Source organism: Actinocrinis sp. (genome assembly GCF_035650855.1).
Taxonomy (GTDB): Bacteria; Actinomycetota; Actinomycetes; order Streptomycetales; family Catenulisporaceae; genus Actinocrinis.
Genome location: NZ_DASRGV010000135.1, coordinates 1 through 13,612, shown reverse-complemented (window position 1 = coordinate 13,612; position 13,612 = coordinate 1). Strand labels below are relative to the sequence as shown.

Annotated in this window: 12 protein-coding genes; 3 read left to right on the top strand and 9 right to left on the bottom strand. The window is 72.9% G+C overall.

Going from position 1 to position 13,612, the window contains the following annotated elements; translation table 11 throughout:
* Nucleotides 1–324 (top strand): thiol-disulfide oxidoreductase DCC family protein (locus tag VFB40_RS10750; protein WP_324849484.1); only part of this gene is annotated, 324 nt, incomplete at its 5' end.
* Here VFB40_RS10750 and VFB40_RS10745 read toward each other — a convergent pair.
* The 8 genes from VFB40_RS10745 to VFB40_RS10710 all read right to left on the bottom strand — a co-directional run bounded on the left by VFB40_RS10745 (nucleotide 229) and on the right by VFB40_RS10710 (nucleotide 9,530).
* Nucleotides 229–879, bottom strand: coding sequence for an IclR family transcriptional regulator (locus VFB40_RS10745; protein WP_324849482.1), 651 nt, complete (start codon nucleotides 877–879; stop codon nucleotides 229–231). The two genes, VFB40_RS10750 and VFB40_RS10745, sit on opposite strands and share 96 nt — an antisense overlap.
* Before the next feature lie 72 nt (nucleotides 880–951).
* Nucleotides 952–2,727 (bottom strand): DEAD/DEAH box helicase, encoded by a 1,776-nt coding sequence (locus VFB40_RS10740; protein ID WP_349261430.1) that lies wholly within the window; start codon nucleotides 2,725–2,727, stop codon nucleotides 952–954.
* 56 nt (nucleotides 2,728–2,783) lie between these two features.
* Nucleotides 2,784–4,220: an MFS transporter gene (locus tag VFB40_RS10735; RefSeq protein WP_324849480.1), complete on the bottom strand. Its 1,437-nt coding sequence runs from the start codon at nucleotides 4,218–4,220 to the stop codon at nucleotides 2,784–2,786.
* Between the two features lie 68 nt (nucleotides 4,221–4,288).
* The gene (locus VFB40_RS10730) at nucleotides 4,289–6,769 is read right to left on the bottom strand and encodes a xanthine dehydrogenase family protein molybdopterin-binding subunit (RefSeq protein WP_324849478.1); all 2,481 of its coding nucleotides are present in this window, start codon (nucleotides 6,767–6,769) and stop codon (nucleotides 4,289–4,291) included.
* Nucleotides 6,766–7,422 (bottom strand): (2Fe-2S)-binding protein, encoded by a 657-nt coding sequence (locus VFB40_RS10725; RefSeq protein WP_324849476.1) that lies wholly within the window; start codon nucleotides 7,420–7,422, stop codon nucleotides 6,766–6,768. Before VFB40_RS10725 ends, VFB40_RS10730 begins: the two co-directional genes overlap by 4 nt.
* A gap of 100 nt (nucleotides 7,423–7,522) precedes the next feature.
* Nucleotides 7,523–8,593 (bottom strand): FAD binding domain-containing protein, encoded by a 1,071-nt coding sequence (locus VFB40_RS10720; protein WP_324849474.1) that lies wholly within the window; start codon nucleotides 8,591–8,593, stop codon nucleotides 7,523–7,525.
* Nucleotides 8,594–8,598: 5 nt separating this feature from the next.
* A complete protein-coding gene (locus VFB40_RS10715; RefSeq protein ID WP_324849472.1) occupies nucleotides 8,599–8,889 on the bottom strand; it encodes a DUF3039 domain-containing protein in 291 nt (96 codons plus the stop codon).
* Nucleotides 8,890–8,957: 68 nt separating this feature from the next.
* A complete protein-coding gene (locus VFB40_RS10710; protein ID WP_324840835.1) occupies nucleotides 8,958–9,530 on the bottom strand; it encodes a YqgE/AlgH family protein in 573 nt (190 codons plus the stop codon).
* Nucleotides 9,531–9,892: 362 nt separating this feature from the next.
* Between VFB40_RS10710 and murA the strand changes: the two genes are divergently transcribed.
* Nucleotides 9,893–11,326 (top strand): UDP-N-acetylglucosamine 1-carboxyvinyltransferase, encoded by a 1,434-nt coding sequence (murA, locus tag VFB40_RS10705; RefSeq protein ID WP_324849470.1) that lies wholly within the window; start codon nucleotides 9,893–9,895, stop codon nucleotides 11,324–11,326.
* A 100-nt stretch (nucleotides 11,327–11,426) separates the two neighbouring features.
* Nucleotides 11,427–12,410, top strand: coding sequence for a quinone oxidoreductase family protein (locus VFB40_RS10700; RefSeq protein ID WP_324849468.1), 984 nt, complete (start codon nucleotides 11,427–11,429; stop codon nucleotides 12,408–12,410).
* Nucleotides 12,411–12,695: 285 nt separating this feature from the next.
* Here the strand turns inward: VFB40_RS10700 and VFB40_RS10695 are convergent.
* Nucleotides 12,696–13,612, bottom strand: a 917-nt coding sequence (locus VFB40_RS10695) for an NAD(P)-dependent malic enzyme (protein WP_324849466.1), incomplete at its 5' end; no start/stop codon positions are given.

Genomic DNA, 13,612 nt, shown 5'->3' with positions numbered 1-13,612 from the left:
TCGGCCGGCGCGCCGATCCGCTCCGGGGCGGCCGCGGTCGCGCAGGTCCTGCTGCGCTCGCGCTGGCCATGGCGGCCGATCGGCGCGCTCATGCTGGTGCCGCCGATCTCGTGGCTGGCGGCCGGCGCGTATCACCTCGTCTCGGTGAACCGGTACCGGCTGCCGGGCTCGACTCCGGCCTGCGCCGTCGCCAACCAGAACAGCATCGAAGACAATCGGGACACCGCCTCAGCGCAGCGCCTTGGCGACCTCGGCGGCGGCGCGCACGATGCGGGGTCCGGTGCGGGCCGGGTCGAGCTCGCCGAACGAGATCACGCCGACTGAGGCCTCGATCCCGGGCACGTCCACCAGCGGCGCCGCGATGCCGAACGCGCCGACCTGCAGCTCTCCCTGCGTGACGATGTACGTCTTCGTCCCGTTGTCGCGGTACGCCACGATCGCGCGGCCGGCCGCGCCCCGATCCAGCGGATGCCGCGAACCCACTCGGTACGCGACGTGGTAGTCCGTCCACGTCGGCTCGACCACCGCGACCGCCAGCGCCTCGGTGCCGTCGACGACCGTCAGATGCGCGGTCGCGCCGACCTCCTCGGCCAGGCGGCGCAGCGGGATCGCGGCCGCGTCGCGCAACAGCGGCTGCACGCGGCGGGCCAGCGCCAGCACTCCGATGCCGAGCCGCGCCCGCCCCGCCGCGTCCCGGCGGGCCAGACCGTGCAGCTCCAGGGTGGCCAGCAGCCGGTAGACGATGGTGCGATTCACCCCGAGGTGGTCTGCCAGTTCCGTGACGGTGAGCCCCGTGGGTGCGTCGGCCAGCTCTTCGAGCGCGCGCAGACCCCGGTCCAGGGTCTGCGAGGTCTCCGGGTGGTGCGTGGTCGTCGTCACAGCGAGAGTCTAGGCCGCGCGGTCGAGAAGCTCGTCAAATCCGCTCAGCCCTCACCGCTCACCGCTCGCCGCTCACGACGCGCGACTCGCGGCCCACTTGCGTACGGTGTCGATCCGGCTGCGCAGCTCCGCGGCCGTGGCCTGTGCGGTCGGCGGGCCGCCGCAGCTGCGCCGTAGGTCCGCGTGGATCACCCCGTGCGGCAGTCCGGTCTGGTGGTGCCACGCGCCGACCAGGTTGTTCAGCTCCCGGCGCAGTTCGAGCAGCTGCTGGTGGCTGACCACCGGACGCTCCTCGGCCGGCACGGCCGCCGCGCCGCCGCGCGACCCGCGCTGCCGGGAGATCTGCCGCGCCTGCCGCTTCTGCAGCAGAGTGCGTACGTGCTCGGGTTCCAGCAGGCCGGGGATGCCGAGGAAGTCGGCCTCTTCCGCGCTGCCGACCTCCGCCGCGACGCCGAACTCGCCGCCGTCGTAGAGCACCCGGTCGAAGTTGGCCTCCGACTCGAGCGCCTTGAAGGTGAACTCCTCGAGCGGCGCCTCGTCCTTGGTCTTGTTGGCGTCCGCGAGCAGGTCCTCCTCCTCGCTCCACAAGTCGTCCTCGCCGCGCTTCTTGCGGTCGAGGACGTGGTCGCGTTCGAGTTCCAACTCGTTGGCGAACTGGACCAGCGAGGGGATCGAGGGCAGGAACACCGAGGCGGTCTCGCCGCGCCGCCGTGCCCGCACGAACCGGCCGACCGCCTGGGCGAAGAACAGCGGCGTCGAGATGGAGGTCGCGTACACGCCGACGGCAAGCCGCGGCACGTCCACGCCCTCGGAGACCATCCGCACCGCGACCATCCACTTGTCCTCGGACTCGCTGAACTTCGCGATCCGGCTCGAGGCCTTGGGGTCGTCCGAGAGCACGACGGTGGTCGGCCTGCCGGAGATCTCCCGCAGCATCTTCGCGTAGGCACGGGCCGTGTTGTGGTCGGTCGCGATGACCAGCCCGCCGGCGTCCGGGACGGCGCGGCGCACCTCGTCGAGGCGGCGGTCGGCGGCCCGCAGCACGGCGGGCATCCAGTTGCCTTCCGGATCCAGCGCGGTACGCCAGGCCTGCGCCACCGCGTCCTGCGTCATCGGCTCGCCGAGGCTCGCGGCCACCTCGTCGCCGGCCTTGGTGCGCCAGCGCATCTGCCCCGCGTAGGAGAGGAAGATCACCGGCCGCACGACGCCGTCCGCGAGCGCGCCGCCGTAGCCGTAGGTGTAGTCCGCGACCGACCGGCGCACGCCCTCGGCGTCCGGGGCGTACGTCACGAACGGGATCGGCGCGGTGTCCGAACGGAACGGGGTTCCGGTCAGCGCCAGGCGGCGCGCGGCGGGCTCGAAGGCCTCGAAGACCGCGTCACCCCAGGACAGCGCGTCCCCGGCGTGGTGGATCTCGTCCAGGATCACCAGGGTCCTGCGATTCTCCACGCGGCGCCGGTGCAGCATCGGGTGCGCGGCGACGCCCGCGTAGGTGACCGCGATGCCGGTGTAGTCGCGCGAGGTGCCGCCGGACGCGCCCGAGTAGGTCGGGTCGATCCCTATCCCGACCTTCTTCGCCGCCTCGGACCACTGGTGCTTGAGGTGCTCGGTCGGCGCCACGACCGTGACCTGCTGCACGATGTGACGGTCCAGCAGTTCCGTGGCGATGCGCAGCGCGAACGTGGTCTTGCCCGCGCCGGGCGTCGCGACCGCGAGGAAGTCACGCGGCTCGTTGCGCAAGTACAGCTCCATCGCGGCCTGCTGCCAGGCGCGCAGGCGCCCGGCGGTGCCCCACGGGGCTCGGTCGGGATAGGCCGGGGACAGGTGGGACGCTGCGGACGTGCTCAGAGTTCTGCCCCCTTCGTTCGCCTACCGCCGGACACCGCGCGTGCGAGCGCGGAGATCTACCGTACCCGCACCCGGGGCGCGATCAGCCACGCGACCGCGCCGACGGCGATGAACATGCCGTACATCAGCGCGAACACCGGCCGATCCGCGGCCGCCGAGGTGTGCAGCGCATGGTAGACGGCCCCGGCGACAGCGATGGAGAGAGTGCTGCTCAGCCCGTCCGCGACCTGTAGCGAGGCGGCGTTCGCGCCCTGGTCGCCCGGATCCGAGAGCTCCAGCGTCAGCACGCTGACGTTCGGCCAGACCAGGCCCATCCCGGCCGCGGCGAAGAACATCGCCGCCGCGGCGGTCCACTGCGGCACGTGCGGGCTGATCGCCGCGATCGCGAGCAGCAGCGAGGCCGTGGTGATGCCGGCGCCGAGCCGCACCATGCCGGCCTGGGAGAGCCGCGCGCGCAGCCACGGCCGGTTGATCGCCCACGCCGCGGCGGCCCAGCTGATCGCCGCGCCGGTCAGCGAGAGCCCCGCGGCAGTCACGCTCATCCCGCGCTCCTGAACCAGCATCAGCGGGATGAAGGCCTCGATGCCGAAGTAGGTCCCGGCCATCAGCCCGCGCATCGCCACCACGGTCGGCAGCCCGCGCCCGGCGCGGAAGATGCCGCGCGGCAGCAGCTTCGGCGCGCTCGGCACCAGCAGTACCAGCGCCAGCGGCACCAGCACCGCGCCGACCCAGTTGAGCTGCTGGCTGCCGAACTGGAACAGCCCGGCCCCGAGCGCGGTCAGCGCGGCGCAGATCCGCACCGTGCGCTGCCGGGCGGCCGTGTCTTTCGAGGAGGCGGTGTCCGCGGATTCGGGCGCAGCCGGCAGGTCGGGCACGTTGCGCAGCGGTCGCACCAGGAAGCCGAGCGGCACCGCGATCAGCGCCGCGACGCCGAGGAACACCCAGCGCCACGAAACGTCCTCGGTGAGCACCCCGGAGATGAACGGCCCGATGATGGCCGGGAGCACCCAGCAACTCGCGATCACCGAGAACGCCTTGCTGTGCAGCCGCTCCGGATATGCCCTCGCCACCAGGATGTACAGCGAGACGGTCATCAGCCCGCCGCCGAAACCCTGAAGCGCCCGGCCGAGCACGAACTGCGCCATGCTCGTCGCGGTCCCGGCCGCCAGCAGCCCGACGCCGAACAGGCCGAACCCGCCGAGGTAGGGCAGCCGCGGCCCGCGAGCGTCGGCCCGCTGCCCGGCCAGCACCATGCCCAGCAGGCTCAGCGTCAGATAGGCGCTGAACGCGAGCGAGTAGTAGGGCAGGCCGTGCAGGTCGGCGACCGCGACCGGCATCGCCGTGCTGACCGCCATCGCCTCGAACGCGGTCAGCAGCACCGAGGCGATGATGCCGATCGTGACGGCCAGGTACTTGGACGAGAACAGCCCGTCGAGCGGAACGGTTTCGGTGATCTGCACGGGGTCCGGTGAGGTCTCGACGAAGCTGGCCATCTCTCCAGCCTACGTCATGGGCGCAAGTGGTTTTCAGCCATTACGCATGCAAGGGGCTGTAAGGAGGCTTATCTGTCGCGGCCGGTTTCCCAGGGCCGGATCGGGAGCGCCGTGCGGTGCGCGCCCAACGCGTCCCGCGCCGCGCAGGCCAGCGCCGCGGCCGCCGCAGCGTGCGCGATCCGGCCCACCGGCTGGTAGCCGAGCGGCAGCGGGGCCGAGAAGCCGCGCCGCCGCAGCGCCGTGGTCTCCAGCTCCCCGATCGAGGACTGGACCGGCGGCAGCACGTCCACCTCCGGCAGATCCAGTGCGCTCGGCAGCTGCGCACAGGCCAGCGCCCCGGCCTCGGCCCGGGCCGCCGGAGCCTCGTCCGCGAACACCGCGGAGGCCGCCGACATCACCCCGGCCGCGATCGCCGCCTCGATCCGCCCCGGCACCAGCGCGCGGCCCGCGTCGTGCGCCGCCGTCACCCGCACCGGCCGGATCAACCCGAGCTCGGTGTCCGCGTCGACGACCGCCCGATGAACCGCGAACGCCACATGCGCCTGCCCGGGCTCCGGCACGAAAACGCCCGGCTCGGCCGGCCCGGAGCCGCGCACCCGGAATTCGCCGTCCGCGAGGTACACCGCCGCGCCGCGCAGCGCGGCCCGGTAGACCGCGTCCAGCGGCCGCGACAGCATGCCGTCGTAGCTCACGACGCGGTCGCCACGCACTTCCAGCAGTTCCGGCGAGATGGCCAGCTCCGCGCCGACCGCCGCGAGCGCCTGCGAACGAACCGCGCGCGCCGCCCGCTGTACCGCCATGCCGTGCAGCCAAGCCGCGCGCCCCGTTGCCAGCGGCGTCGCCGGAAGCGCCCCGGGCGCGGTCGGCCGGCGCACCAGCACCCGCTGCACGCCCAGCACCTCGCGCACGATCCGCCGCAGCAGCGCGTGCTGCCCGGCGCCGGTGTCCACCATCGACGTGCTGACGTGCGCGATCGGGCCGTGCACATCCGAGGTCAGCGCCACCTGCGCCGTGGCCAGCTCCTCGGCAAGGCCCGGCGGCACCAGGTCGACCATCGCCAGCGCCACGCCGACCCCGCGCCGCAGCCGGGTCATCTCCCCGGTGCGCCCCACCGTGCCGGGGAACTCACGCACATCCGGGCCCGGCGGGAACGGCGGCACCGCCGCGTCCAGCACCGCGGTCACCAGCTCCGGCAGCATGTCCGCGGCGACCACCTTGCGGCCGTCCGGCAGCTTGTCCCCGGTGCGCATCAGGTTCTTCACCCGCACTTCGAGCCCGGTCATGCCGAGCTCGGCGGCCACCGCGTCCATCTGCGCCTCGGCGACCACGGCCGCGAGCGCCGCGCCGCCTCCGGGCCACGGCGCGAGCGGCGGGTTGTGCGTGCGCACGACCCAACCCTGCACCTCCACCTTCGGCACCCGGTACGGGCCCGCGGCCAGCCGGCAGTACTCGTCCAGCAGCGCCTCGGCCGCCGCGGGCTCCGCGCCGCCGTCGATCACCAGCTCGAGACGCACCTCGCGCAGCGTGCCGTCCTCGTCCGCGACGTGGATCGCGTGCACCCGGGCCGCTGGCTCGGCAGTACCGGCGGGCCAGTGCCCGACGCTGCCGTCCACCGCCTTCACCGGCCGACCGGTGCGCGCGGCCAGCAGCGCGGCGGCCACCCGCAGGTCCGCGTCATCCGCGATGGCGCCGCCGGTGAACGGCGCGGGCACCAGCCGGATCTCCGCCTCGGGCCGGCCCAGCGCGGCGGCCAGCGCGCGGCGGTCCCGGCCCGGATCGACGCTCAGCGTGTGGATCTCGACGCCGTCTCCGTGCGGCACGGCGAACACGGTGCCCGGACCGGCAGGCCAGTCCGCGGGCCGGGCGAATTCGTACCCGTGGATGACCGAGACGCTGCGCGGCGGCACCTCGGGCTCTTCGACGGCCTGCGCGTGCGGACCCGTCAAACCCCGCAACGCCTCCGCGCGCCGCGCCGAAGGCGAGGGCTTGCGCGGCTGAGCGGCCGTCACATCGTGCGCTGTGCTGAAGAACCGGTGCGCGGCCACGTTCCCGTCCGAATGGATCGGCGCGGCGTTGAACGCCTGCCGCGGATCGGTCAGCGGCTCCTGCGGCCGGTAGTCGATCGCGATGGCGTTCAGGGCGGCCTGAGCGATGGCCGGATGCTCAGCGGCCGCGATGGCGACGCACTGCCCCAGGTAGTCGACCTGGTTCACGCCCAGGTCTGGCCCCGCGAGCACCGCGTGCACACCCGGCAGCGCCTTGGCCGCCTCGGTATCGCAGCCCACGATGGTCGCGTGCGGATGCGGGCTGCGCGTCATCGCCGCCCACAGCATGCCGGGCACGCCCAAGTCGGCCGCGTACGGATAGCGGCCGTTGGCCTTGGCCGTCGGCACGACCTTCCCGACGCCGTCCCCGGCCGCCGGGCTCGGTTCGCTGAGGTTCGGACCGTACTCGGCGAGCTCGGACTCGATCGGCTGCGCCGTGTCCTCGGATCGCTCCGGCAGCTGCTCGCCGATCAGGAAGCCGGGCAGCGAGGTCGGGGTGGTCACGCCCGCACCCCGGACTGCTCATGCTCGCCGGCCGGATGGGCGCGGCCCTTGCCCTGGGCCGGAACGCGCCCGTAGTTCGCGGACTTCAGCACCGGCGACTCGCGCATCGGCTGCGCTTGCGCGTCCAGTTCCGCCTGTGTGAGGGCCTCGGCCTGGGCTTGGGCCCGCGCCTGCTCGCGCGCCAGCGCCGTGGCCGCCTGGTCGGTGGCCGCGATGAACCGCTCCGGCGGCAGGCAGCGGCAGCGGTGCCCGCTCAGCGCCTCGCGGATCGCCGCCGGACTCGGCTTGGCGTTGCGGGTCAGCAGCGCGCGCAGCTCCATCCCGATCCCGGGCAGGCAGAACCCGCAGCCCGCACCCGCGTGCGCGGCCAGCGCGCAGGCCACCGAGTCGGGCTGCGGCACCGCGTGCAGCTCCGGAGTCTCGATCGCGCGTCCGGCCGCCGCGGCCGCGGGAACGAGACAGGCGGCGGTCGGCTGACCGTCCATCAGCACCGTGCACGCCCCGCACTCGCCCTCGCCGCAGCCGTCCTTCACCGCGGTGAACCCGAGCCGCTCACGCAGCACGAACAGCAGGTTCTCGCCGATCCACGCGTCGGAGACCGGCTGCGCGACCCCGTTGACGGTCAGCTCGAAGCCGGCGGTCGCCCACGCCACGGCGCCGGACTGTGTCCCAGCCGAGCCCGTGCCACCTGAGCCTGATCCACCTGCTCCCAGGACGCCCGACTCCTCCGGGCCCGGACCGCTCAAACCCGGCTCACTCACCGCGCATCCCTTCGAACCCGGCTCCCTGGCCCGGCACCGGCGGCTCGGCGGGCAGGCCGCGCTCGGCGCGCTCCACCTTCGCCCGGTGCCGCAGGAACTCGGCCCGCTGCTGGTACTCGGCCACCTGCTCCAGCCAGCCGGCCGGCGGCAGCGCCCGCACCAGCGCCCGCCGGGCGCAGACCTCGGCGGCCCGCTCGCGGTACTCCTGCGGCACCGTGGCCGTGGTCCAGCCCGCCGGGCCGGCCGAACCGGGGACCACCAGGCCCTCCGCGATCAGCCGCGCGAACCGCGGATACGTCGTCGGATCGGGGATGGCGCCGTTCTCCCAGTCCACATGCTCGGCCAGCCACTGCCCGGCGTGGTCCACCCGCACCGCCGCCGGGGAGAATCCGCCGATCGCGCAAGTCACCGTCCGGGCGGGCAGGTCCGCCGCCAAGGCGAAGGTCACCAGCGGACGCGCGGCCCCGGCCCGCGTCCCCACCTTCATGAAGCCCTGCGGACCGCCGCTCATCGGCACCCGCAGCGCGGTCAGCAGCTCGCCGGGCGGCAGGTCCACGCCGCCGTCGCGCGCGTACAGCTCCAGCACCGGAATCTGCCGCCAGCCGTCCACCGACCGGCACACCGCCACCGCGTTCAACGCGACCAACACCGTCAGCAGGTCGCGGGTCGGCGCCGGCGCGGTCGGGCCGCCGGACCGCTTGCCGGAGAGCAGGTTGCCGCCCAGCGTCGCCCGGCTGCGGATCCCCGGCGCGGCGATCGCTCGCGCCGCCTGGGCGAGCGCGGGCAGCACGCCGCGCACATCGCTGTGCATCAGATCCGTGCACGTCGTCGCCGAGCCCAGCACGATCTCCTGGTCGGCGAACCACACGCCGCGCAGCTCCTCGATCCGGTCGATCACGACCAGCCGGGACGGGACCAGCGCGCCCGCGTTGACCAGCGCCATCACCTCGGTGCCGCCGGCCACCACGGTCGCGTCAGGGCAGGCCGCGAGGACGTCGAGCGCCTCACGCACCGAGCCGGGGAACGTGACCGCCCGCTCGGCGACCACGGTCCCCGATCCCATCGCCGCTACTTCTCCCCGGCCTCGGACGACTCGTTGTCGTCGTCGTAGAAGAAGTTCGGATCGTCGAAGATCTCCTTGCAGGTCGGGCAGATCGGGAAGCGGCTGGGATCGCGGCTGGGCACCCACACCTTGCCGCACAGCGCGGTCACCGGGGTGCCGAGCACCAGCGCCTCGGTGATCTTGTCCTTCTCCGCGTAGTGGGAGAACCGCTCGTGATCACCGTTGTCGGTGCTGTACTCGACCCGCTCGTCGGTGATAGTGGCGGTGCCACCCGAGAGCTTTTCTGCCGTACTCATGAGGCGAGTCTACGAGTGCATCCGCCTCGCTGTGGAGCAGTTGGCGATACGAAGTAACAACGGACGATCTAATTCATCGCCGGGTCTTCCGGGAACGTCGAGAGCAGCGCGAGCTCGCCGCGCTGCCTGCGCAGCACCGCCCGCCAGGTGCGATCCGGGTCGAGCGTGAAAGCGTCACCGGGCGCCGGATCGACCACGTACCAGGCGCCCTGGGCCAGTTCCCGCTCCAGCTGCCCCGAGCTCCAGCCCGCGTATCCGGCGTAGACCCGGAACGCCGATATCTCGGTGGCCAGCATCTCCGGCGGGATGTCCAGGTCCACCAGGCCGAGATCGCCGTGCACCCGGCGCCAGCCCAGCGGCTCGCCCGCACCCGGCCGCGGCACCGAGCGCAGCTCGGCCAGGCCGAGGGCCGAGTCCAGCGCCACCGGGCCGCCCTGGAACACCATCGGCAGCGGCTCGGCCAGCTCGCTCCACGCGGGCAGCACCTCGCGCACCGGCACCGCCGTCGGCCGGTTGACCACCACGCCCAGCGTGCCGTCGCCGTCGTGATCGAGCACCAGCACCACGGTCCGGTCGAAGTTGGGATCCACCAGCAGCGGCGTGGCGATCAGCAGTCGCCCGGTCAATGCGACCTCGGTCATGGAGCCATCTTCTCAGGAGGATCATCCAGCGCGGAGTCTTGGTCGCGATCGGGTGTCGGCCGCGCGCGGGGGCCTTAACCCGCCGTCGGATCCGCGCCGCCGCTCACTCTTCTTACCGAACCTGACGTGGCCGATCGGCCGGTTTCCGGCCGTTTCCGCGCTGATCCGGCGGCCATGGCCGGTCCGGGGGCCGGCGATGCGCTTGTTCGAACCGCCGCATAGCGGTGTTGGAACCGGGCACTGCGCGTCTGGCAGACTTACCGCTTGTTCCGCCCCGAGATCCGGAGGGCCGCCGGAAGCAGGACGGGTCGGGACTCCAAGTCCTGAGGAGCCCGTCCGCGGGCCGAAGCAGACACGGAGCCATGAACAGCGCACCCGCAACCGCCCTGCCCCGTCCCTTCGCCGCGCCCGTGCCCGACTCGGTCGCACACGCCGCCCGCGCCCTCGCGCCGCGGCCAGACCGCATCCACGTCACCGGCGGCACGCCGCTGACCGGCGAGGTCACCCTGCGCGGCGCGAAGAACCTCGTGCCCAAGGCCATGGTCGCCGCGCTGCTCGGCAGCAGCCCGAGCCGGCTGCGCAACGTCCCGCGGATCAGTGACGTGCGCATTGTCACCGGCCTGCTGGAGGCGCACGGCGTCACCGTACGCACCGGCGACGTGAGCGACGAGCTGGTCCTCGACCCCACCTCGGTGGACGCCGCGGATCACGCCGAGATCGCCGCGCACGCCGGGGAGAGCCGCATCCCGATCCTGCTGTGCGGCCCGCTGCTGCACCGCAACGGCCACGCCTTCATCCCGGACCTCGGCGGCTGCCGCATCGGCGACCGGCCGATCGACTTCCACCTCGACGCCCTGCGCGCGTTCGGCGCCGTGGTCGAGAAGCGGCCCGACGGCCTGCACATCCAGGCCCCGCAGCGGCTGCGCGGCACGAAGATAACGCTTCCGTACCCGAGCGTCGGATCCACCGAGCAGGTGCTGCTGACCGCGGTGCTGGCCGAAGGCGTGACCGAACTGCGTAACGCGGCCACCGAGCCGGAGATCGTCGACCTGATCGCGGTCCTCCAGAAGATGGGCGCGATCATCTCGGTGCTCGACAACCGGGTCATCCACATCACCGGCGTCGACCGGCTCGAGGGCTACACGCACCGCGCGCTGCCGGACCGGCTCGAGGCGGCGTCCTGGGCCTGCGCGGCGCTGGCCACCGGCGGCGACATCCTGGTGCGCGGCGCGCAGCAGGGCTCGATGATGACCTTCCTCAACGTCTTCCGCCGGGTCGGCGGCGCGTTCGAGGTCGACGACACTCCGGGCGACCCGGGCATCCGGTTCTGGCACCCCGGCGACGCGCTCAAGGCGCTGGCGCTGGAGACCGACGTGCACCCCGGCTTCCAGACCGACTGGCAGCAGCCGCTCGTGGTCGCGCTGACGCAGGCTCAGGGCCTGTCCATCGTGCACGAGACGGTGTACGAGAAGCGGCTCGGCTTCACCAGCGCCCTGATCTCGATGGGCGCGCAGGTGCAGCTGTACCGCGAATGCCTCGGCGGCACGCCCTGCCGGTTCGGCCAGCGCAACTTCATGCACTCGGCGGTGATCTCCGGGCCGACCAAGCTGCACGCGGCCGAGCTGGAGATCCCGGACCTGCGCGCGGGCTTCTCGTACCTCATCGCGGCGCTCGCGGCTCAGGGCACCTCGACAGTGCACGGCATCTCGCTGATCAACCGCGGCTACGAGGACTTCGCGGACAAGCTCAACGCGCTCGGCGCCCGATTCGAGTTCGGCGAGTTCCTCACCGACTGACGAGCGAGACCGGACGACTGCAACAGCCCGCAACAGCCCGGAATAACGCCGCCCGGCACGCTCTTTGGTTCGATAACCATCGACCAACGCGGAGGCGCGCATGAACGCGATCGTCATCAGCAGGACCGGCGGCCCTGAGGTGCTGGAGTACACCGAGGGGCCGCGGCTGCACGCGGGACCTGGCCAGTTGCTGGTCAAGGTGGCCGCGGTCGGCGTGAACTTCATCGAGATCTACCTGCGCACCGGCGTCTATCAGAAGCCGCTGCCGTTCACTCCCGGAGCCGAGTTCGCCGGCACGGTGGAGGCGGTCGGCGAGGGAGTGACCGGCTTCAGTGTGGGCGACCACGTCGCCTCGGTGGACAGCGTCAGCGGCAGCTACGCGCAGCGCACGCTCGTAGAGGCGACCCGCGCGGTCCGCGTCCCGCCGCAGATCCCGCTGGAGACGGCGGCCGCAGCGATGCTGCAGGGTCTGACGGCGCATTACCTGACGACGTCGACCTGGCCGGTCAAGGCGGGGGACACGGCGCTCGTACACGCGGCCGCGGGCGGCATGGGCCTGCTGCTCACCCAGATGATCAAGGCGCGCGGCGGCCGGGTGATCGGCACGGTGTCCACGAAGGAGAAGGAAGAGCTGGCGCGCTCGGTGGGCGCCGACGAGATCATCCGCTACACCGAGGTCGACGACCTGGCCGGCGCGGTGCGCGACCTGACGGAGGACCGGCGCGGCGTCGACGTGGTCTACGACGGGGTCGGCAAGACCACCTTCGACGCCTCGCTCGCGTCCCTGCGCCCGCGCGGCCTGCTGGCGCTCTACGGCGCGGCGAGCGGCCCGGTCCCGCCGTTCGACCTCCAGCGGCTCAACGCGGCCGGCTCGCTGTTCATCACCCGCCCGACGCTCACGCACCACATCGCCGCCCCGGAGGAGCTGGCGTGGCGCACCGGCGAACTCCTCGGCGCGATCGCCGATGGAAAGCTGAACATCACGATCGGCTCCCGCTACCCGCTCGCCGAAGCCGCGGCCGCACACACGGCGCTCGCCTCGCGCGCGACCACCGGCAAGGTGCTGCTCATCCCTGAGCAGTAGGCGCGGTTTCGGCCGCGTCGCCCGCCGACCAACCGCAACCATCGCGCCGCCAGCGCCTCTCGCGTCGCGGTTGCTGCTCATCCCTGAGCAGTAGGCCCGGTTTCGGGCCGCGTCGCCCGCCGCCCGCCCGCAACCATCGCGCCGCTAGCGCCTTTCGCGTCGCGGTTGCTGCCCGCCCCCGAGCAGTAGGCGCGCTTTCGGCCGCGTCGCCCGCCCGCAAAACGCCCCGGCCTGCTCATCAGTCTTCTGATGAGCAGGCCGGGGCTGCGTCTGTTCCGGCTACTTCTACTTCTTCCCGTCGACGGCCTCGCGGACCGCCGCCGCCACTGCGGGCGCCACCTCAGGGTTGAAGACGGACGGCACGATGAAGTTCGCGTTCAACTCCTCCTCCTTCACCACATCCGCCAACGCGCGCGCCGCGGCCAGCAGCATCGCCTGTGAGACCTTGTGGCCGTGCGCGTCCAGCAGGCCGCGGAAGACCCCGGGGAACGCCAGCACGTTGTTGATCTGGTTCGGGAAGTCGCTGCGGCCGGTCGCGACCACCGCCGCGTGCTCCTGTGCCGCCGCCGGATCCACCTCCGGATCCGGGTTGGCCAGCGCGAACACGATCGCGTCCGGCGCCATCGTCGCGATGTCGTCGCCGGTCAGGATGTTCGGCGCGGAAACCCCGATGAAGACGTCCGCGCCAGCCAGCGCCTCCCGCAGCGTCCCGGTGTAGCCGCCCGGGTTCGTGTTCTCCGCAACCCAGCGCAGATCCGAGTCGGGGCTGCCGAGGTCGTCGCGCCCCGCGTGCACCACGCCGTGGTAGTCCGCCACCGTGATGTCCTTCGCCCCCGCGTCGCGCAGCAGCCGCAGGATCGCCGTTCCGGCCGCGCCCGCGCCCGAGCCGACGATCCGCACCTGGCCGATGTCCTTACCCACCACGCGCAGCGCGTTGGTCAGCGCGGCCAGCACCACGATCGCGGTGCCGTGCTGGTCGTCGTGGAACACCGGGATGTCCAGCTGCTCGCGCAGCCGCCGCTCGATCTCGAAGCAGCGCGGCGCCGAGATGTCCTCGAGGTTGATCCCGGCAAAGCCCGGCGCGATCGCCTTGACCGTGCGGATGATCTCCTCGGTGTCCTGGGTGTCCAGGCAGATCGGCCAGGCGTCGATCCCGGCGAACCGCTTGAACAGCGCCGCCTTGCCCTCCATGACCGGCAGCG